Source organism: Oceanobacillus indicireducens, from assembly GCF_014647195.1.
In the GTDB taxonomy this organism is placed as follows: Bacteria; Bacillota; Bacilli; order Bacillales; family Amphibacillaceae; genus Oceanobacillus; species Oceanobacillus indicireducens.
On record NZ_BMOS01000001.1, the window covers coordinates 207,965 to 228,452 of the forward strand.

Consider the following 20,488-nt stretch of genomic DNA (forward strand, 5'->3'; position numbering starts at 1 on the left):
TTGAACGAGTACGGCATATAGATGGGGTAGAAGTGGATTAGTAAAGGGTTGGAGGAATGCTGATGAAATGGTATCAATTAGATATAGATGAGGTCGAGAAAAAATTACAGGTTACTATCCCACAAGGAATAACTGAAGAACAAGTACAAGCAAGAAGAAAGAAATTTGGAGCGAACGAACTTGATGCCCAGAAGAAGCAATCCCGCTGGCTGCTGTTTCTGAAGCAATTTCAGGATTTCATGGTCCTCGTGCTATTAGGGGCCACATTAATTGCCGGTTTGCTCGGTGAATATGTCGATGCGATAGCGATTATGATTATCGTACTTGTAAATGGGTGCATCGGCTATTTTCAGGAACAGAAAGCGGAGGATTCCCTTGAGAAAATTAAACAATTATCAGCACCTTTAAGTAATGTGAAAAGAAATGGGAAATGGCATAAAATAAATTCACGTGAACTCGTTGCAGGGGATATAGTGAGAATACAAAGCGGTGACCGAATCCCCGCAGATATCCGAATTGTGGAAGCGAACAGTCTAGAAATTGAGGAATCAGCGTTGACTGGTGAATCCTTACCCGTCGCCAAAATTGGACAGGCTATGACGGAGACCGATCTCGACCCGCAGGACCAGCTGAATATGGCGTTCATGGGTACTTTAGTAACGAAGGGACAAGGAATTGGTATTGTCACAAGGACAGGCATGCAGACAGAAATGGGTAAAATTGCATCCTTAATAATGACAACGAAGAAGATTATGACACCGCTCGAACGGAAATTAGCGGAATTAGGTAAAGTTTTAATCATCGTCGCATTTCTCCTCACTGCATTGGTTGTTATTCTTGGAATTTTACAGGGTAGACCGCTTTATCATATGGTTCTAGCTGGCGTTTCCTTAGCAGTGGCAGCGATTCCAGAAGGCTTACCAGCAATTGTAACTGTTGCTCTATCCCTCGGTGTACAAAGAATGATTAAACGGAAAGCGATTGTTCGCAAGCTATCTTCCGTTGAAACATTAGGTTCTGCTTCGGTAATCTGTTCAGATAAGACGGGCACGATGACGGAGAATCAGATGACCGTTAAGAAGCTCTATCTGAACGGAGAATTCCTTCATTTAACAGGAGAAGGTTACCAGGTTAATGGAGAAATTTTGAATGGAGATCAAACTGTCGATGGGGATCATCCGAACTTGGATGCGATGCTTCGTTACGGCATTCTTTGTAATCAGGCAAATTTAAAGTTACAAGATGGACAATATACAATCGATGGCGATCCCGTTGATGGAGCCTTACTTGTCGCAGCTCGGAAATTCGGATTAAATGAAGCAATAAAAGCGGAATATCAGTTAGTGAAGGAATTTCCTTTTGACTCGGAAAGAAAGCGGATGAGTGTCGTTGTGGAAGATGAGAATGGCAGACGTTTCCTCATCGTAAAAGGAGCACCTGATGTATTGCTGCCTAGGTCTTCGTTCTATTTAACGAAAGATGGTAGAAAAGTCCTTGATTTAACGGGGAAAGATAAATTCAATCAAGCAATAGAGCGGATGGCAAGTGATGCTTTAAGGATTATTGGAATCGGTATGCGTCCTCTACAAAAAGGTGAGCTGCTTGATGATGCCGCGTTCCTAGAAACAGAAATAACTTTTATCGGATTATATGGGATGATCGATCCTCCGCGTAAAGAAGTAAAACCAGCCATCCTTGCTTGTAGACAAGCTGGAATCAAGACAGTAATGATCACTGGAGATCATGCGAATACTGCTACTGCAATAGCAAAAGAACTGGAATTACTCCCTGAATCGGGGCGTGTCGTGTCTGGAAGCGAATTAAATCAGTTGAACCAGCAAGAATTGGAAAAACAAATTGAAGAGATTTATGTTTTCGCTAGAGTAACCCCGGAACACAAACTAAGAATTGTAAAAGCTTTCCAGAGCAGAGGACATGTTGTGGCTATGACAGGGGACGGCGTGAATGATGCTCCATCTATCAAAGCTGCAGATATCGGCATTAGTATGGGGATTAGCGGGACCGATGTAACGAAAGAAGCTTCATCCCTCGTTCTGATGGATGATAACTTTGCAACGATCAAAGCAGCAATTGATGAAGGAAGGAATATCTATGAGAATATCCGGAAGTTCATTCGCTATTTACTAGCCTCGAATGTTGGAGAAATCCTTGTCATGCTATTTGCTGTCATGCTTAAAATGCCACTGCCACTTGTCCCAGTGCAAATACTGTGGGTAAACCTTGTAACAGATGGATTGCCGGCAATGGCACTCGGTATGGATACATCCGAGGAAGATGTTATGAAACGAAAGCCGCGTAATCCGAGAGAGGGTATTTTTGCAAGAGGTCTTGGTTATAAAATCGTCAGTAGAGGTATTTTGATCGGTCTCGTGTCTTTAATTGCTTTCCTGTTCGCCTATCATAATGATCCGGATAATCTCACTTATGCACGGACGATGACCTTTACTACACTTGTCATGGCACAGCTCATTCATGTATTTGAATGTCGGAGTGAAAAATCCATTTTTGCTCGGAATCCCTTTGAAAATAAATATTTACTATTTGCCGTTCTTTCATCTGTCCTGCTATTGCTCATTGTCGTATATTGGCCACCACTTCAACCAATATTCCATACTACTGCACTTGGAGTATTAGATTGGCTGATTGTGCTTGTGTTAAGTTTATTGCCGACGATTCTATTCGCTTATACGAAGAAATAAATCCTGCCCGGTTTTCCTCTTGCACTGTTGCAAGAAGAATCCGGGTATGTTTCATTACAGAAATAAGAAATCGTGGTAAGGTATACATAACTCAACTTTTTTGCCTGAAATAGTTATCTTAAGGAAAAATTAGTAAAACTGACGATTCATTATAATTATAGACAAGGTTCTAAACTTAGTTCGTTTTACCTTTAATTCCCTTTCAAAAGGTAACCGAAAAAACTACTGACTACTTTCATTCAGCGTAAGTGCAACCTTCTCCTGGAGGTCCGCAGTCCAGACACCTCTCGCTTTCCGCAGGCGGCTGGTGAGCCTCCTCGGGCTTAGCACTAAGGGGTCTCACCTATGCCTATCCTCCTGCTGGAGTCTCGAGGTGTCTGGACTGCTCCGAGTAAAGGCCGTGATTTGGATTACTGTTTAATATTCCAGAAGTACAATCCTTATCATAACGGAATAATTTCTTTTTAAAATAATCCTTTAGACCAGTTCAGTTGCCCGGCGGACGGAGACTCCTACGGGAAAAGCACGAGTCCGAAGACCCCGCAGGAAGCGGTTTTCTTCCGAGGAGGCTGAGGCCGTGCCCGTGGAAAGCATCCGTCCGCCGGGCAACTGAACGGTAATTAGAACGCTAATAAAATGAATGCACAAAACACTTACGCTGAATGAAAGTGATCACCAGTTCATATTGGAGAACTTTTTATTTAAGTAATTGCGTCTAAGTACATGTCTCAAATATTTTCGGGTACTTGATAAAAATGAATTACTTTTGTATTTTAGGATGAGTACATAAGAATACCGTTCATGAAAAGGTAGTGATTAAAATGCTTTCAAGTATGACAGGTTTTGGAAAACAAGTAATTGAACAAGAAGAATACCAGATAACAGTGGAAATGCGCTCTGTTAATAACCGATTCCTAGATATTACGTTAAAAATGCCGCGCAGCTTTTATTACCTCGAAGAAAAACTCAAGAAAGTTATAAAAAACTATTTTAAACGAGGTAAAATTGAAGTATATATATCGATACAAGGTCAAGGATCGATTCACAAAAACGTGCATGTAGACTGGGAAATACTGGGGCAGTATGTTGACCGCGTCGAAGAAATCAAGCAACACTATCCAGTTAAAGGTGAACTGAATATCGAGCAATTAGTGAATTTGGAAGATATATTTATCGTTGAGGAAGAAGAGATGCAAGATGAAACATTAACGACTATCCTGTTACAAGCGATGGAAGAATCATGTAGAAAACTTTTGGAAATGAGACGAGCGGAAGGAGCTTTCCTTGAGCAAGATTTAGAGGAGCGGTTACAAGTATTAGAGGATACGATGAACCACTCGCAGCATGTCCGTCCGAAAGTAATTGAAACCTACCGCGAAAGAATCAGTAAAAGGATTACCAAGCATCTTGCTGAGTACAGTACAATTGACGAGGCAAGGATAATGCAAGAAGTTGCCATACTAGCTGAAAAAGGCGATATTACCGAAGAATTAACGAGACTGCATAGCCATATCAATCAAATGAAAAATACGTTAAAGGAAGAAGGCAGTGTCGGTAGGAAGCTTGACTTCATCTGTCAGGAAATGCACCGGGAAGCAAATACGATCGGCTCAAAAGCTACAGCAGCGGAAATCAATGAGCTTGATGTTATATTGAAAACAGAAATAGAGAAAATAAAAGAACAGATACAAAATATCGAGTAATTAAAGATTTGATTGGATATAAGTATAAATATCTGTTAGATTAAAGTATAATAGATATCAGACGGGTTTTGCTGACAGAGGGGGAACGAAAGTGAATCTTACGTTAATAAATATAGGATTTGGTAATGTTGTTTCAGCTAATCGAATCATTTCTATTGTATCTCCGGAATCAGCTCCTATTAAACGGATTATTTCGGTTGCAAGGGATAACAATAAGTTAGTTGATGCTACATATGGCAGAAGAACGAGAGCGGTCATTATTACGGATAGTGATCATGTCGTTTTATCTGCAGTCCAACCAGAGACGGTCGGGCAACGAGTCATGAACCATGAGGAAGTAACGGAGGAATCATAAATCATTCGTACATAAGGTGATTTCTTTATAGAGTAAGTTTGTATTAGGAGGAAGAGCAATTGAAGGATGAATCAGGTATATTATTTATCCTTTCAGGACCATCTGGTGTTGGAAAAGGAACTGTTCGAAAAAGGCTTTTTGAGGAGCAGACAGATTTACAATACTCCATTTCCATGACGACTAGGAATATGCGACCGGGTGAAGTGGAAGGCGTGGATTATTTTTATCGTTCGAAAGAAAAATTCGAGCAAATGATTACAGATAACGAACTTTTAGAATACGCGAAATATGTTAATAATTATTATGGGACACCGAAAGCTTTTGTTGAGGAAACATTAGCAAAGGGAAAAGACGTATTTCTTGAGATTGAAGTCCAAGGAGCTTTACAGGTGAAAAATAACTTCCCGCAAGGAGTTTTTATTTTTCTCTTTCCTCCGAGTCTTGATGAATTAAAGAACCGCATCGTAAGCCGTGGTACGGAAACGGAAGACCTTGTCATCAACCGGTTAAAAGAGGCCCGTAATGAAATTGAAATGATGCATGCTTATGATTATGTCGTCGTAAATGATGACGTCGATCTAGCCGTGGACCGAGTAAAAGCGATTATTAAAGCGGAGCATATGAAAAGAGAACGAGTGGAGAAGCTATATAGAAAAATATTGGAGGTAGATTGACATGATGCTAGAACCATCCATTGACCAGTTACAGGAAAAAATTTATTCAAAGTATGAATTAGTCACACTATCTGCAAGACGAGCAAGACAGTTGGCTGAAAATAAAAAATCGATGGTTGAAGAGCCATCTTCCCACACGTTTGTTGGGGTGGCACTAGAAGAAATTGCGGCTGGAAAATTGTATATTGCGGAAGAAGAATAAACGCCTCGCTTTTATAGCGGGGTTTTTTCTTTTTGAAATGTCCATACGTCCTTCACCGTGTCTCCTTTATCTCATTAGTATTCCAGTTTGTACGTCCCTATGCGCACGCTTCCGCTTTTGTTGTTAAATATGTTAAACTTAAGGGAGTTGAGAAGGGGGTTTTTGTGTGGTTAGAGGAAAGAATATTTTGTTGGGGGTTTCTGGTGGGATCGCTGTTTACAAGGCTTGTGCGCTTACGAGTAAGTTGACACAAAAAGGTGCGAATGTAAGAGTCTTGATGACGGAAAATGCAACGAAATTTGTTTCTCCGCTCACCTTCCAAGCCTTATCCCGAAACCCTGTATATATAGATACTTTTGACGAAAAAGATCCTGAAAAGATTGCCCATATTGACTTAGCTGATTGGGCAGAGATTGCGATAATCGCCCCAGCAACAGCCAATATTATTGGAAAGCTAGCAAACGGGATTGCAGACGATATGCTGTCCACTACTCTGCTTGCAACCCGGGCGGAAGTGTATATTGCTCCTGCGATGAATGTGCATATGTATGCAAATCCTGCCGTAGTTGAGAACATGCAGCAATTAAATGAGTGGGGATATCACTTTATTGAACCAGGTGCCGGTTATTTAGCTTGTGGCTATGTTGGGAAAGGTAGGCTTGAAGAACCGGAAACAATTATCGAAGTGATCGAGGACCATCAACAAAACGACGAGCCTTTAAAAGGAAAACGCGTCTTGATTTCTGCTGGACCTACACGGGAAGTCATTGACCCAGTCCGTTTCTTATCTAATCGTTCATCAGGAAAAATGGGCTTTGCCTTAGCTGAAGCTGCAGCAGAACTCGGTGCAGAAGTGACGGTTGTAGCGGGACCTACAGGTAATCAGATGAAGAACGGTGGTATTAAACGGGTCGATGTTGTCTCCGCAGAAGAAATGTATCAGGCAATCCATCGATTTTTCCCAGAAAGTGATATTGTAATAAAAGCCGCAGCTGTATCGGATTACCGGCCGAAACAAACTTTTAAAGAAAAAGTTAAAAAATCAGGCGATGACCTTATTATAGAAATGGAACGGACAAAGGATATTCTCCAGTCTCTTGGAGAGGAGAAGCAGCACCAATTTCTTGTTGGGTTTGCAGCAGAGACCGAAAAAGTTCTTGAATACGGTAAAGGTAAATTAGAAAAGAAAAATCTTGATGCTATTGTGATTAATAATGTTTCTTCTGAAGGAGCAGGTTTTGCAGGCGATACAAACATCGTTACGTATTTAAATCGTAAGCTGGAAGAAGAAAACTTACCACTTGCATCGAAAAAAGCAATTGCAGAAAATTTATGGAAACTTATTATTCGTGATATGAAGGATGAGTTAGATTGAACGTAGCAAAAGTAATCGTCGATGTGCCTTCTTTTGCCATCGACCAAACCTTTGATTATGAAATACCAGACCGTTTCACGCATGTGCTAACTCCGGGGATGCGTGTTATTGTTCCGTTTGGTCCAAGGAAAATTATGGGCTTTGTAGTAGAAATCACGGATACGTCATCCTTTAATAAGTTAAAACCTATTGAAGAAGTGCTAGACTTAGTTCCCGTTCTTACAAAAGAATTGCTTGATTTAGGTAAATGGTTAGCTCATCGAACTCTATCCCTTTCAATTGTTGCTCTACAAGTGATGCTTCCCCAAGTACTCAAGTCGAAGTATAAGAAAGAGATCAATCGTCTCAGCGGCGAAGTATTGTCAGATGAGCTGGAAGATCTGTTCCAAGGTCGGGATGTTATTCCATTTGAAGAATTTGAAGCCTCTGCGTTAAACTATCAACATTTAAAAAAAGCAGTAGATGCAGGGGAAGTCCAGATCGATTATATCGTTAAGTCGAAGATCACAAAGAAATTTGAAACATTCGTGTATCCGAAAAAGGAAATTCATTTATTGGAAGAAGCTTTACATGATTTGTCCCAATCTGCAAGGAAGCAGCGGGCAATTATTGAATTTTTCATTGAGAACCCGCAGGAGATTAAACAGAAATCATTACTGCAAACGATAGGAACGACAACAAGCACGGTGAAGGCATTAATTGATAAAGGACTTCTAGATACATACCAAAAAGAAACATATCGGAACCCGTATAATGATGATGCAATCGAACGAACAGATCCGCTTCCGCTAAAGCCCGAACAGCAACAAGCGATTGAACCAATCCTAGCAAGTATTGAAAATAATGAACATGAAGTGATCCTTGTGCATGGTGTAACCGGCAGCGGGAAAACGGAAATTTATTTACAAGCGATTCAAGAAGTAATTAAAAAAGGGAAAGAAGCGATTGTGCTCGTCCCTGAGATTTCCCTGACACCTCAGATGGTGAAACGATTCAAGGGTAGATTCGGGAGAAATGTAGCTGTCATGCACAGTGCGTTGTCAGCGGGTGAGAAATTTGATGAATGGCGGAAAATCCAACGCAAAGAAGTGCAAGTTGTTGTCGGAGCCCGTTCCGCTATCTTTTCCCCATTTGAAAACCTCGGGATTATCATTATTGATGAAGAGCATGAGACAAGCTATAAGCAAGAAGATCAACCACGTTATCATGCAAGGGATGTTGCAATTAAAAGAGGGATGGATCAAAACTTTCCAGTCGTTCTTGGGAGCGCCACTCCGACCCTTGAATCCTATGCGAGAGCCGCAAAAGGAGTATATAAATTAGCCACGCTCACGAAAAGGACGAATGATAAACCGCTGCCTGAAGTCATTACCGTCGACATGCGAAGCGAGCTCCACGCAGGGAATCGAACGATGTTTTCGCGTTTGCTCATGGAGAAAATAAGAGATTGTATTGCAAAAGGTGAACAAATTGTCCTTCTCTTAAACAGGAGAGGATACTCGACCTTTATTATGTGCCGGGACTGTGGGCATGTAAAAGAATGCCCACACTGTGACATCGCCTTAACCTATCATAAGAACAGCCATTTGCTGAAATGCCATTACTGTTCGTATGAAGAAGCAGTCCCAAACGTGTGTCCAGAATGTTCCAGTGATTTGATCCGTTACTTTGGTACAGGGACACAACGGGTGGAAGAATCACTCACCCAATTAATCCCCGAAGCCCGAGTGATCAGGATGGATGTGGATACGACGAGAAGAAAAGGTGCTCATGAAAAGCTGCTTCGTGAGTTCAGTGAACATAAAGCAGATATTCTTTTAGGAACGCAAATGATTGCAAAAGGGCTCGATTTTGAAAATGTCACATTGGTTGGGGTGCTCACGGCCGATTCCATGCTACACTTACCTGATTTCAGGTCATCTGAGAAGACGTTTCAGCTTCTTACCCAAGTAAGCGGTCGTGCAGGGAGGCATGATTTACCTGGAGAAGTCATTGTCCAAACCTACACACCGGATCATTATAGTATCGAACTTGCAAGTGAGTATAACTTTGAAGACTTTTATAAAAAAGAAATGGCGATGCGAAGAGCGTTTCGCTATCCTCCTTACTATTATCTGGCGCTCATAACGATTACGCATGAGAACCATGTACAAGTTGTACAAGCTACACAGCAGTTCGTTCAACAATTATTGATGAAAGTTGGTCCAGAAACTATCATCCTTGGACCGACACCTTCACCAATCCCGCGCATTAAGGATAGATATCGTTACCAATGCATGATAAAATACAAGCACGAACCTGAGTTACGTACTTTTATTCAAGAAGTTACAAACAACTTTAAAGAACAGATTCAAAAACATGACTTACAAGTTATTGTTGATATGCAACCTTATCAGATGATGTAATATAACCACATCATAGATAGATTAGAAAGTAGGTAAAAAAATGAAAAGAATCGTATTTATGGGGACACCGGACTTTTCTGTACCAATTCTTCACGCGCTTGCCCGCGAGGAGTACGAAATAGTTTTAGTAGTGACCCAGCCCGACAGACCAAAGGGGAGAAAACGAATTATTACGCCTTCCCCAGTGAAGCAGGCTGCAGAAGATCTGGGGCTGCCGGTGTTCCAGCCAGAACGATTGCGAGAAGATTATCAAGCAATAATTGATGCAAATCCGGATGTTATTGTGACAGCGGCTTATGGACAATTACTTCCGAATGAACTGCTCGAAGCACCACCGTTCGGCTGTATTAACGTCCATGCATCTTTACTACCGGAATTACGGGGCGGGGCACCGATTCACCATGCCATTATTCAAGGTAAAAAAGAAACAGGGATCACCATTATGTATATGGTCGAGAAACTCGATGCGGGTGATATGCTGGCACAAGTCACCGTACCAATTGCTGCCCGGGACCATGTCGGTACCCTTCATGATAAATTATCGGAAGCCGGTTCTAAGTTATTAATCGAAACACTCCCAGAACTGTTTAACAGACAGCTGACACCAATCCCGCAGGAAGAAGAACAGGCGACGTTCGCAGCGAACATTAAACGAGAAGATGAATGGATTGATTGGAATAAGAGCAGTACGGAAATTTACAATCAAATTCGTGGCTTACATCCATGGCCGGTTGCTTACACGACCTATCTTGGTAAAACAATGAAGATATGGTGGGGTGAAACCGATGGGAAAACATATGAAGGAAAGCCCGGGGAAATCGTCGCTAAAAATGACCAAGCTGACTTCATTGTCGTTTGCGGGGATAAAAAAGGAATTCGAATTACGGAAATTCAACCAGCAGGTAAAACAAGGATGCTTGTCAAAGATTATCTTCAAGGGTCAGTCGAGCGAATTCAAGTCGGCGTACGTTTAGGAGAATAAGATGAAGACAACTAGACTAAGAAACTTGATACTGGAATTATTAGTACGGATTGAAAAGGACCATGGCTTCAGTCATTTATTAATCAATCAAGAAATAAAGAAAAATGAACTGAATCCGAAAGACGAAGCACTCTTAACACAGATTGTCTACGGAACATTGGAAAGGAAAATGACGCTTGATTACTATCTTTCCAAGTATGTTGACCCGAATAAAAAAATCGACGACTGGGTAAGAATGCTATTACGGATGTCCGTCTACCAAATGGTTTATTTAGATAAGATTCCAGACCATGCGGTTATTCATGAAGCAGTTGAAATTGCGAAGAAAAAAGGGCATCGTGGCATCCAAGGTTTTGTCAATGGGGTTCTCCGGAATATTCAGCGAAATGGTGTACGCGATTTAGCTGAGATAAAAGATCCGCTGAAGAGACTTTCCGTTGAGACAAGTCATCCTGAATGGCTTGTGAACCGCTGGATTCAGCAGTATGGCTTCCAAACAGCTGAAGCAATCTGCCGAGCAAATTTAAAAGAGAAGTCGATGTCCGTCCGTATTCAACCATTAAAAATTTCCCGTGAAGCAGCGATGGCTGAATTGGAACAGGAAGGATTTACTGTAAAACCTTCTCTTTTTTCAAAGCAAGGCATTCAAATTGAGAAAGGGAATGTGCTGTCAAGTAAATTATTTACTCAAGGAAAACTGACGATCCAAGATGAAAGCTCGATGTTAGTTGCCGAGATGTTAAAACCTGAACCCGGAATGGATGTTCTCGATTCCTGCAGTGCTCCAGGCGGGAAAGCAACACATATAGCGGAGAAAATGCTTAACGAAGGAATTGTATATGCCCATGACCTGCACAAGAAGAAAGTGAAGCTCATTGAGGAAAAGCAAAGAACGTTAGGACTCTCTATCATCCATGCAACGGCTCATGATGCTCGTAAATTAAAAGAAAAATACGCTGAAGCAAGCTTTGACCGGATTCTTGTTGATGCACCTTGTTCAGGACTTGGAGTAATCAACAGTAAGCCGGAGATCAAATATGAAAAGTCAGAGCAAGATATTGAAAGGCTGCACACAATCCAGCTTGATATTCTCAATCATGTTGCTGATTTACTTAAGGATGATGGTTTATTCGTCTACAGCACATGTACGATTGAAAAAATGGAGAATGAACAAGTGATAAAAAGCTTTCTTAAGGAAAATCCTGCTTTTACAGTCGATGGCGATTTCTTTAAGGAGCTTCCGGAAGAATTACAGTCTTCCATCGGTGTCACTGAATATGGACTTCAGCTTTTTCCGCAGACTTTTGGCACGGACGGTTTCTTTCTTACCCGTTTAAAGAAAGGAACTTGACGTAATTCTAATTGTAATAGGAAGTCAGATTAAAGGGGGGTCAACATGGAAGCATACTTTATAACGGATGTCGGCAAAGTGCGAAGCCATAACGAAGATTCAGGCGGCATCTTTTATAATCAAGCAAACCAAGTGCTCGCAATCGTCGCTGATGGGATGGGAGGTCATTCTGCCGGAGAAGTTGCGAGCGAACTTGCGACAAATTTCATTCAACAGAAATGGGAAAAAGAAGTCCAGTTTCAACAGGCAACGGAACTGGAAGCTTGGATAACGGAGACAGTAAAAGAAGCGAATGACGTCGTCTATACGGAAGCAAAAGAACAAGTAGAGCTTGAAGGAATGGGCACTACTGTTGTTCTTGCTGCCTGCACAGATGAATTCATCACGATCGCCCATATTGGAGACAGTCGTTGCTATTTATATAATGACGGAAAGCTAAAGCAACTTACTGAGGATCATTCGTTAGTTAATGAATTGCTTCGTGCCGGACAAATTTCACCCGATGATGCAGCCTACCATCCAAGGAAAAATGTTTTAGTACGTGCACTTGGAACAGAGGCAATGACAGAATGTGAGATTCAGACAATTGGTTGGGAAGTGGAAGATAAACTGCTACTATGTTCTGATGGGTTGACCAATAAACTAATGGATGCAGAAATAGAAGATATCCTGTCTAAACAAGCTGTTTTGCAGGAAATAGGTGAAGAAATGATTGGTCTTGCAAACGAGCGTGGTGGAGAGGACAACATCTCGATCGCGCTTATACACCATGAACAGGCAGTGAGAGCGGGTGAAACGGAATGAGACAAGGCCAGCTATTAAATGAACGCTACAAAATCATCAAAAAGATTGGTAGCGGTGGTATGGCGGAGGTTTATCTTGCGCGTGATACAATCCTAGAGCGTGATGTTGCCATTAAAGCACTCCGGAATGAGTATATTAACGACACGGAATTTACCACCCGCTTTGACAGGGAGGCACAAGCTGCAACGAGCCTGACTCATCCTAATATTGTAAATATCTTTGATGTTGGGGAAGAAGAAGACAATCTTTATATGGTGATGGAATATGTTGACGGTTTAACATTGAAAGAATACATACAACAACAAGGTCCGATTGAGGTCAATGAAGCGGTAGATATTGTCAAGCAAATCATATCAGCTATTGCCCATGCCCATGATAATGATATTGTCCATCGGGATATTAAACCGCAAAATATTCTGATGAACAGTTTTGGTCAAGCAAAGGTTACGGACTTTGGAATTGCGATTGCGTTAAGTGCCACTTCACTCACTCAGACGAATTCCATTCTCGGCTCTGTCCACTACTTATCTCCTGAACAGGCAAGAGGCGGTATGGCAACGAAAAAATCAGATATTTATTCGATTGGGATTCTGTTTTACGAGTTATTAACCGGTCGCTTGCCTTTTTCCGGTCAATCACCCGTGTCGATTGCTTTGAAACATTTACAAAGTAAAACACCATCCGTGAGACAATATAATCCAGATATACCACAGAGTGTAGAAAATATCGTATTAAAAGCAACTGCAAAAGACCCGTTCCACCGTTACCAGTCCATCTATGAACTTGAAGATGCAGTCAACCATGCACTTGATCCGGACCGGCTGAACGAAGCGCCTTACGAACCGCCAGTAGAAGCCGGTGAAGAAACGCGGGCGATTCCAATTATAACCGACGATCAGTTTCATGGTTCGGAAAATGAGGAAACAATCGTTAGTAAGCCGAATAATACAACGAAATCTTATCCTCCAAAAACGGATGATAAAGGAAATAAAAAGAAAGGCAAGAAGCCGAAAGAAAAGAAGAAGAAAAGCAGGAAGAAAAAGTGGTTGCTCACGATAAGTATACTCTTCGTCTTGCTTGCGGCTACTGTTGTTGTGTTATTTTTTGTTCCTGGAATTTTGTTGCCAAAAGATGTTGAGCTTATTGACGTCGTGGGAGAAGAATATGAGGATGCAAAAGAGCAACTAGAGAATTTGAATCTTATTGTTGAGCAAGAACTTACATTTTCTGATGAAGTTGAAGAGGGACATGTTATTTCCATGAGTCCGTCTGCTGGACGCACGGTGAAAGAAGAATCAACGGTTACATTAACTGTAAGCGAAGGGAAAGAACATTTTCCGATGGAGGATTATGTCGGACAAGATATCGATCAAGTGATGCAGATTTTAGAAGGGGAAGGATTCGATCCAGAGAATATTTTCACCGTTGAAAAACATTCCGATCGTCCATCAGGAGAAATTACGAATCAACTCCAGCCCTCACCAGATACAGAAGTCATCCCGAGTGAAACCCGGGTAATATTCGAAGTGAGTATTGGTCCTGAGCTGATCAGTTTGAATAATTTAACGGGTATGACAGAGAAAGAAGCAAGGGATTATTTGGAAAAGAATAATCTTGTGTTCACAAAACATGAAGAGAATTCGGATAATGTAGAAGAAGGCAAGGTAATCCGACAATCACCTGAGTCCGGAACTGAACTGGAAGAAGGAGCATCCGTTGATGTATACATTTCCACCGGTCCACGTGAAATACCACCAACCTCCCACCGTATCACGCTTACTGTTCCTTACACAGGAAATAGCGAGGATGAAGATGATGAAACAGGAGAGGAAGGTACGGAAGAAGAGGAGACATCAGAAGAGCCGGTAGAACAGACGGTACGTATTTATATTGGTGACGTGAATAACAATGTTTCCGATGTTTATGAAGAATTAACAATTACGGAAGATACTCCGGTAACTTTCACACTTCTCATTGCTTACAATGACGAAGCGGAATATATCGTTACGAGAGACGATGAAATTGTGACGAAGGATGTAGTATCTTATGAAGAGGGTGACTAAATGGAGGAAGGCAGAATTATTAAAGCATTAAGCGGCTTCTATTATGTGAAGACAGAAGACGGGTCAATTTATCAGTGCCGCGGGAGAGGGGTATTCCGTAACCAGAATATTACCCCTCTCGTCGGTGATCTTGTGACCTTCGAGTATGAAGACCCAAATGAAGGATATATCATGCAAATTAAGCCCCGTTCGAATGAGCTGGTACGGCCGCCGATTGCCAATATAACACAAGCGATTATCGTTACTTCTGCTAAAGCACCTGATTTCAATGAGACATTATTAGATCGTTTTTTAGTACTTATCGAGTCGAGAGACATTCAACCAGTCATCTTTATTACAAAGATGGATTTAACATCTGCCGCAGAAAAAGAAAAAATGGAATCGTACCGCAAATTATACGAGAATATTGGTTATCGTACAGAGCTGCTATCTATGAAGGACGGGCAAGGCTTTAATGTTCTCGAGCACTATTTCAAGGATCATATTACTGTTATTGCTGGTCAGTCCGGTGTTGGAAAATCATCTATTCTTAATATGCTTGATGACTCCCTTGATTTAAAGACGGGTGAGATATCTGAAAGCCTTGGAAGAGGGAGACATACAACAAGACATGTTGAATTGCTCGAAATGTATAATGGTCTTGTTGCAGATACGCCGGGTTTTAGCTCCCTTGAATTCGATACATTGGAAGCAAATGAATTATCTTATTGTTTCCCTGAATTTCGCGAACGATTGGGAGACTGTAAATTTAGGGGATGTATGCATCTGAAAGAACCTAAATGTGCAGTAAAAGCAGCAGTTTCAACAGGAGAAATTGCCGCATCACGTTACGGAAATTATGTAAGATTTTTAGAAGAAATTATGTTGAGAAAGCCGAGGTATTAACATGGTAAAAATTGCACCATCTATTTTATCTGCTGATTTTGCTCAATTAGGTAATGAAATTAAGGAAGTCGCAACATATGGCGCTGATTATATTCACGTTGATGTGATGGATGGCCATTTCGTTCCTAATATTACGATTGGCCCATTAATTGTCGAGGCGATACGACCGGTAACAGAACTCCCGCTTGATGTCCATTTAATGATTGAAAATCCAGATCAGTATATCCCTGCATTTGCAAAGGCTGGAGCGGATATTATAACGGTTCATCAGGAAGCATGCACCCACTTGCACCGCACGATCCAATTAATACGGGATAATGGCGTAAAGCCGGGGGTAGTAATTAATCCGGCAACTCCTGCAGAACTCTTGTTACCAATCCTAAAAGACATTGATATGGTACTAATCATGACAGTAAACCCGGGCTTTGGTGGTCAGAAATTTATCCCAGAGACGGTGAATAAGATTCGTCAGCTTGACAGCTTGCGGAAAGAAATGGGTCTTTCCTTTGAAATTGAAGTGGATGGCGGAGTCAACACAGGCACTGCAAAAATTTGTACAGATGCAGGTGCAGACGTACTTGTCGCTGGTAGTGCTATTTTCAGCCAGCCAGATAGAAAACAAGCAATTAAAGCAATTGTTGATGCGACAAGGAATGAATAATACATGAATCACCTCACAATTGGAATTGTAGGCAGTGGCCCGGGAGAAGCATTGCCAGATCTCACCATTTATAAGCATACAGTGGATTTATGGATCGGCGCGGACCGTGGCGCTCTCCATATTCTTCGTTCTGGCTTAGAAATTCATGATGCAGTGGGAGATTTTGATTCTGTTACGGCAGAAGAAATGGAACTCATCCGGGAAAAGGTAAGTAATTTTAATAAGCTGCCAAGTGAGAAAGATGAAACAGATTTAGAACTAGCGTTAAACAAAGCTTTTCAACTTCAACCGGCAACAATTCTTTTATTCGGGGTGACAGCCGGAAGGAAAGATCATGAATTAATAAATATCCAGTTATTATACCGAATTCTAGAAAAAGGGATAATCGGCAAAATTATTGATAGACAAAATCAATTAGTCTTAACGAAACCGGGAACACATACAATAGAGAGAGACCCTGATTATCCGTATGTTTCTTTCGTTCCATTCAGTGAGGTTGTGGAAGGCATTACGCTAAATGGCTTTTATTATCCGTTAGAGAATGAAACAATCACCTGGGGATCAACACTTTGCATCTCCAATGAACTATCTCATGAAAGTGGGAATTTTTCGTACAGACGAGGCATATTATTATTAATAAAGAGTAGAGATTCTTAAGAGGCGTGAAGCTTGGTTTGTACGAAGGAGGGGGAACCTATTAAATTCTATACGATTAAGCTCCCAAGGTTTATTGGTGGATTTGTGAAAGTGGTCATGGGTGTATTTAAAAAAGATAAATAAAAAACACGGCTTTTGTCCATTGCGCGACAGAAGCTGTGTTTTTTGCTTTAGAGACTTGATTAATTTAGAATGTGCACAACCGTTTGCTACTGGAGATGCGCAGTCCCGACACCTCTCGCCTTCCGTGGGGAGGGGGGCGGATCTGAACAGAAAGATTAGTTTACCAAGTTGGAATTTGGGCAAAATAAAAAAGCACTCTTAAAATTAGAGTACTTTTTTGGGGTTGTACATGTATACAATTTATCATGGAGCCCATGCGATTATACGCGCTCTACTTTACCTGATTTCAAAGCACGTGCGGATACATATACACGTTTTGGTTTACCATCTACCATGATACGTACTTTTTGTACATTTGCTTTCCATTTACGTCTGTTGGAGTTCATAGCATGAGAACGTAGATTTCCGCTGCTCGTTTTACGTCCAGTTACAACACATTTTCTAGCCATGACATTCCCTCCTTACTATACCAAATATCAATTTCATACTTATATAATTTACCACAAGTTAACCAAGAATGCAACGAAACTTTTTTTACTGCAAAGAAAAATTGCTTGACAGATAGAAAAAAATCCGCCATTGTAAGAAGAGAAAATAACGGCTTGTAAATCACACATTCACTTTTAAAAAAAGGTGGATTGTAGTAGAATAGCCTTATGCTTTATAAGTTAGTATAGGACGAGGCTTTATTAATTATTTTATTTTTACGAAATTGAAATCATGAAGGAGGATCCTCATGTCCATTGAACTTCACACAAACGATGGTCAAGTTACAATCACAAATGATGTCATCGCAACGATTGCCGGAGGTACAGCTGTAGAATGTTACGGGATTGTAGGTATGGCATCCAAGAGTCAAATACGTGATGGGATCGCTGAAATTTTACGGAAAGAAAACTATTCCCGCGGTATCGTAGTCCGGCAGGAAGATGAAGAATTGCATATCGATCTATATATCATCGTAAGCTATGGCACGAAAATTTCTGAGGTTGCGAGCAATGTGCAGTCTCAAGTGAAATATACACTGGAACAATCATTAGGCCTATCTATTGACTCGGTAAATATATACATCCAAGGAGTCCGAGTGTCTAACGATTAAGGAAAACTACATGGAATTGCTAACGCCTGTTAATCTCCTCTTTGCTGTTTTCGTACAAGTTACTGAACAGTTACCTGACCGTATGAGCAGTTAACAGGAGTTAGGCATGGTTTATTTAAGGAGGAAGTATGGTGACTATACATAAGTTAAATGGTAGTCTGTTAACACAGATGATCCTCTCCGGAGCACATCACCTATCGAACAATGCACAAAAAATCGACGCATTAAATGTGTTTCCGGTACCGGACGGGGATACGGGAACAAATATGAACTTATCAATGACCTCAGGTGTAAATGAAGTGAAGCAAACGGATTCAGACGATGTTTCTGTTATTGCGAATGCATTTGCTAAAGGTTTATTGATGGGTGCGCGAGGAAACTCAGGTGTTATCCTGTCACAAATTTTCCGCGGATTTGGTAGAGGAATGGAAAATTTAGAAACATTGGAAGCAGAAGACTTTGCCCATGCATTCGAAGCTGGAGTGACTACAGCCTATAAAGCAGTAATGAAACCTGTAGAGGGAACAATCCTTACTGTTGCAAAAGATGCAGCTAATAAAGCAGTAGAAATTGCTAAGACGGAAACAGATATTATCGCCCTCATGGAGAAAATCTTAATTGAAGCGAAAGCATCCTTAAAGCGTACACCGGATTTACTTCCTGTTTTAAAAGAAGTTGGTGTTGTTGATTCGGGAGGACAGGGATTAGTTACGATTTATGAAGGATTCCTAGCAGCGCTTAAAGGGGAAGAACTTCCAGCAGAAACGGTTGAAGTAGAGATGGAAGATCTTGTCAATGCGGAACATCATAAAATAACGCAAGATTTCATGGATACATCTGAAATTGTTTATGGATATTGTACAGAGTTTATGGTTAAATTTGAAGACGATAAACTAAAAGACCATCCATATAATGAAGAGGAATTCCGTGAAACATTAAGTGAAATAGGGGATTCCTTACTTGTTGTTTCCGACGATGAAATTGTTAAAGTTCATGTTCATTCCGAACAGCCTGGAGATTGTTTAACACTCGGACAGCGCTACGGTAGTTTGATTAACATGAAGATCGAAAATATGCGTGAACAGCATAGTGCGATTGTTAGCAACAAAGAAAAAACAAACACACCGAAAGAAAAAGCCGAGTATGGTATTGTTACCGTTACTATGGGGGCTGGACTTAAAGCGTTGTTTGAAAGCCTCGGGGTCACGGTAGTTATTGAGGGTGGACAAACAATGAATCCGAGTACGAAGGATATTACAGAAGCAATAACGAAAGCCCATGCCAAAAATGTACTCGTTCTGCCAAACAATAAGAATATCCAAATGGCAGCTGAGCAGGCAGCAGACATCGCGGACGAAAATGTCGCTGTTGTTCCGACAAGAACAATTCCTCAGGGGATCAGTGCCATGCTTGTCTTTGATCCTGAAGCTGAGTTAGCAGCAAACCAGGAAGCGATGGAGGCGGCTAGTAAAGAAGTGAAAACTGGTCAAATTACGTATGCCGTTCGTGATACGCAAATTGATGGGATAACAATTGAAAAAGATCACTTTATGGCAATTGAAGATGGTAAGATTATTGCTTCCAACGAAAAGAAACAAGAAGCTGTCAAATCGTTATTAAACGAACTTATTACAGAAGACGATGAAATCTTGACTATTCTTTATGGTGAAGATGTTACAGAAACAGAAGTCGCTGAGATTGAAGCTTATGTTGAAGAGTACTTTGAAGATATAGAGATTGAAATCCATAACGGAGAACAGCCAATCTATTCCTATATTTTCGCAGTCGAATAAACCAAATCACCAACCGCATCTACCAAACCACCCCGGTACGATGCGGTTTTTTATTCCACCATAAGAACGATCACGTCCTGTGACGAGCGCCATAACCAGAACATCCTTTGGCCTAAGTGAGACTTTAGTGCTTAGCCCGAAGAGTAACCCGGTCGCCTACAGAAAGCGAGATGTATCGGGAACTGCGTACCTTGAGTAGAGAAACCTTACTGTATTATGCATGCTGTAAGCTTTTTTGCTATAATTGGAGTGGAAATGAGTAGTCGATAAAAGGCGGTGTTTAAGATGAAATATAATTCCGTATTCGATATTATTGGACCGGTGATGATTGGGCCATCAAGCTCACACACGGCAGGAGCTGCGCGAATTGGGCTTGCTGCACGGAATTTGTTTGGAAAACAGCCAACATGGGCGAAAATCTATCTCTATGAATCTTTCGCCAAAACGTACAAAGGCCATGGAACAGATTTTGCACTTGCAGGTGGATTACTTGGATTTGCAACAGATGACGTCAGGATGAGCAAAGCTTTAACTATTGCAAAAGAAAATGGATTGGAAATTGAATTTATTGAAGATAACTCAAAAAAGGTGATGATAAAGACAAGTTAGAACTGGTCGGAATTTCAATTGGTGGCG

The 20,488-nt window shown here is 41.1% G+C and carries 18 protein-coding genes and 1 pseudogene; 18 read left to right on the forward strand and 1 reads right to left on the reverse strand.

Annotation, left to right across the window (positions count from 1 at the left end):
* Positions 1–62: 62 nt before the first annotated feature.
* The 15 genes from IEX94_RS01005 to spoVM all read left to right on the forward strand — a co-directional run bounded on the left by IEX94_RS01005 (position 63) and on the right by spoVM (position 16,960).
* Positions 63–2,720, forward strand: a complete 2,658-nt coding sequence (locus tag IEX94_RS01005) for a cation-translocating P-type ATPase (protein WP_188855671.1) — start codon at positions 63–65, stop codon at positions 2,718–2,720.
* An 821-nt stretch (positions 2,721–3,541) separates the two neighbouring features.
* Entirely contained in the window at positions 3,542–4,423 is an 882-nt protein-coding gene (locus IEX94_RS01010) for a YicC/YloC family endoribonuclease (RefSeq protein WP_229782516.1), read from the forward strand.
* A 91-nt stretch (positions 4,424–4,514) separates the two neighbouring features.
* The gene (gene remA, locus IEX94_RS01015; protein WP_156855510.1) at positions 4,515–4,778 is read left to right on the forward strand and encodes an extracellular matrix/biofilm regulator RemA; all 264 of its coding nucleotides are present in this window, start codon (positions 4,515–4,517) and stop codon (positions 4,776–4,778) included.
* Positions 4,779–4,837: 59 nt separating this feature from the next.
* Positions 4,838–5,452 carry a guanylate kinase gene (gmk, locus tag IEX94_RS01020; protein ID WP_188855673.1) on the forward strand — a complete coding sequence of 205 codons (615 nt, stop codon included), beginning with the start codon at positions 4,838–4,840 and terminating at the stop codon, positions 5,450–5,452.
* Between the two features lies 1 nt (position 5,453).
* Entirely contained in the window at positions 5,454–5,654 is a 201-nt protein-coding gene (gene rpoZ / locus IEX94_RS01025) for a DNA-directed RNA polymerase subunit omega (protein WP_188855674.1), read from the forward strand.
* A gap of 166 nt (positions 5,655–5,820) precedes the next feature.
* Complete coding sequence (gene coaBC / locus IEX94_RS01030; RefSeq protein ID WP_188855675.1) at positions 5,821–7,029, forward strand: bifunctional phosphopantothenoylcysteine decarboxylase/phosphopantothenate--cysteine ligase CoaBC; 1,209 nt, start codon at positions 5,821–5,823, stop codon at positions 7,027–7,029.
* A complete protein-coding gene (gene priA / locus IEX94_RS01035) occupies positions 7,026–9,434 on the forward strand; it encodes a primosomal protein N' (protein WP_188855676.1) in 2,409 nt (802 codons plus the stop codon). The genes coaBC and priA overlap by 4 nt, the downstream gene beginning before the upstream one ends.
* A gap of 40 nt (positions 9,435–9,474) precedes the next feature.
* Positions 9,475–10,416, forward strand: a complete 942-nt coding sequence (fmt, locus tag IEX94_RS01040; protein WP_188855677.1) for a methionyl-tRNA formyltransferase — start codon at positions 9,475–9,477, stop codon at positions 10,414–10,416.
* A gap of 1 nt (position 10,417) precedes the next feature.
* A complete protein-coding gene (gene rsmB / locus IEX94_RS01045) occupies positions 10,418–11,767 on the forward strand; it encodes a 16S rRNA (cytosine(967)-C(5))-methyltransferase RsmB (protein ID WP_188855678.1) in 1,350 nt (449 codons plus the stop codon).
* Between the two features lie 45 nt (positions 11,768–11,812).
* Positions 11,813–12,571 carry a Stp1/IreP family PP2C-type Ser/Thr phosphatase gene (locus IEX94_RS01050; RefSeq protein WP_188855679.1) on the forward strand — a complete coding sequence of 253 codons (759 nt, stop codon included), beginning with the start codon at positions 11,813–11,815 and terminating at the stop codon, positions 12,569–12,571.
* Positions 12,568–14,634, forward strand: coding sequence for a Stk1 family PASTA domain-containing Ser/Thr kinase (gene pknB, locus IEX94_RS01055; protein WP_188855680.1), 2,067 nt, complete (start codon positions 12,568–12,570; stop codon positions 14,632–14,634). The genes IEX94_RS01050 and pknB overlap by 4 nt, the downstream gene beginning before the upstream one ends.
* Positions 14,635–15,519, forward strand: coding sequence for a ribosome small subunit-dependent GTPase A (gene rsgA / locus IEX94_RS01060; RefSeq protein ID WP_188855681.1), 885 nt, complete (start codon positions 14,635–14,637; stop codon positions 15,517–15,519).
* Between the two features lies 1 nt (position 15,520).
* Positions 15,521–16,180: a ribulose-phosphate 3-epimerase gene (gene rpe / locus IEX94_RS01065; protein WP_188855682.1), complete on the forward strand. Its 660-nt coding sequence runs from the start codon at positions 15,521–15,523 to the stop codon at positions 16,178–16,180.
* Positions 16,181–16,183: 3 nt separating this feature from the next.
* Positions 16,184–16,837 carry a thiamine diphosphokinase gene (locus tag IEX94_RS01070; protein ID WP_188855683.1) on the forward strand — a complete coding sequence of 218 codons (654 nt, stop codon included), beginning with the start codon at positions 16,184–16,186 and terminating at the stop codon, positions 16,835–16,837.
* Between the two features lie 12 nt (positions 16,838–16,849).
* The gene (spoVM, locus tag IEX94_RS01075) at positions 16,850–16,960 is read left to right on the forward strand and encodes a stage V sporulation protein SpoVM (RefSeq protein WP_229782517.1); all 111 of its coding nucleotides are present in this window, start codon (positions 16,850–16,852) and stop codon (positions 16,958–16,960) included.
* A 260-nt stretch (positions 16,961–17,220) separates the two neighbouring features.
* Here the strand turns inward: spoVM and rpmB are convergent, their stop codons facing one another.
* A complete protein-coding gene (gene rpmB, locus IEX94_RS01080; protein ID WP_156855498.1) occupies positions 17,221–17,409 on the reverse strand; it encodes a 50S ribosomal protein L28 in 189 nt (62 codons plus the stop codon).
* A 287-nt stretch (positions 17,410–17,696) separates the two neighbouring features.
* Here rpmB and IEX94_RS01085 point away from each other — a divergent pair, with 287 nt between their 5' ends.
* The 3 genes and pseudogenes from IEX94_RS01085 to IEX94_RS19575 form a co-directional block, all read left to right on the forward strand.
* Positions 17,697–18,059: an Asp23/Gls24 family envelope stress response protein gene (locus IEX94_RS01085; RefSeq protein ID WP_156855497.1), complete on the forward strand. Its 363-nt coding sequence runs from the start codon at positions 17,697–17,699 to the stop codon at positions 18,057–18,059.
* A 131-nt stretch (positions 18,060–18,190) separates the two neighbouring features.
* Positions 18,191–19,852 carry a DAK2 domain-containing protein gene (gene fakA, locus IEX94_RS01090; protein WP_188855684.1) on the forward strand — a complete coding sequence of 554 codons (1,662 nt, stop codon included), beginning with the start codon at positions 18,191–18,193 and terminating at the stop codon, positions 19,850–19,852.
* A 285-nt stretch (positions 19,853–20,137) separates the two neighbouring features.
* Positions 20,138–20,488 (forward strand): annotated as a pseudogene (locus tag IEX94_RS19575) (serine dehydratase beta chain); the annotation flags it as partial.

Coding starts and splice junctions, on each gene's coding strand:
- IEX94_RS01070 (WP_188855683.1), top strand. CDS start 16,184: ATGAATCACCTCACAATTGGAATTGTAGGCAGTGGCCCGGGAGAAGCA.
- IEX94_RS01085 (WP_156855497.1), top strand. CDS start 17,697: ATGTCCATTGAACTTCACACAAACGATGGTCAAGTTACAATCACAAAT.
- rpe (WP_188855682.1), top strand. CDS start 15,521: ATGGTAAAAATTGCACCATCTATTTTATCTGCTGATTTTGCTCAATTA.
- rpmB (WP_156855498.1), bottom strand. CDS start 17,409: ATGGCTAGAAAATGTGTTGTAACTGGACGTAAAACGAGCAGCGGAAAT.
- IEX94_RS01050 (WP_188855679.1), top strand. CDS start 11,813: ATGGAAGCATACTTTATAACGGATGTCGGCAAAGTGCGAAGCCATAAC.
- IEX94_RS01010 (WP_229782516.1), top strand. CDS start 3,542: ATGCTTTCAAGTATGACAGGTTTTGGAAAACAAGTAATTGAACAAGAA.
- rsmB (WP_188855678.1), top strand. CDS start 10,418: ATGAAGACAACTAGACTAAGAAACTTGATACTGGAATTATTAGTACGG.
- rsgA (WP_188855681.1), top strand. CDS start 14,635: ATGGAGGAAGGCAGAATTATTAAAGCATTAAGCGGCTTCTATTATGTG.
- pknB (WP_188855680.1), top strand. CDS start 12,568: ATGAGACAAGGCCAGCTATTAAATGAACGCTACAAAATCATCAAAAAG.
- rpoZ (WP_188855674.1), top strand. CDS start 5,454: ATGATGCTAGAACCATCCATTGACCAGTTACAGGAAAAAATTTATTCA.
- IEX94_RS01005 (WP_188855671.1), top strand. CDS start 63: ATGAAATGGTATCAATTAGATATAGATGAGGTCGAGAAAAAATTACAG.
- fmt (WP_188855677.1), top strand. CDS start 9,475: ATGAAAAGAATCGTATTTATGGGGACACCGGACTTTTCTGTACCAATT.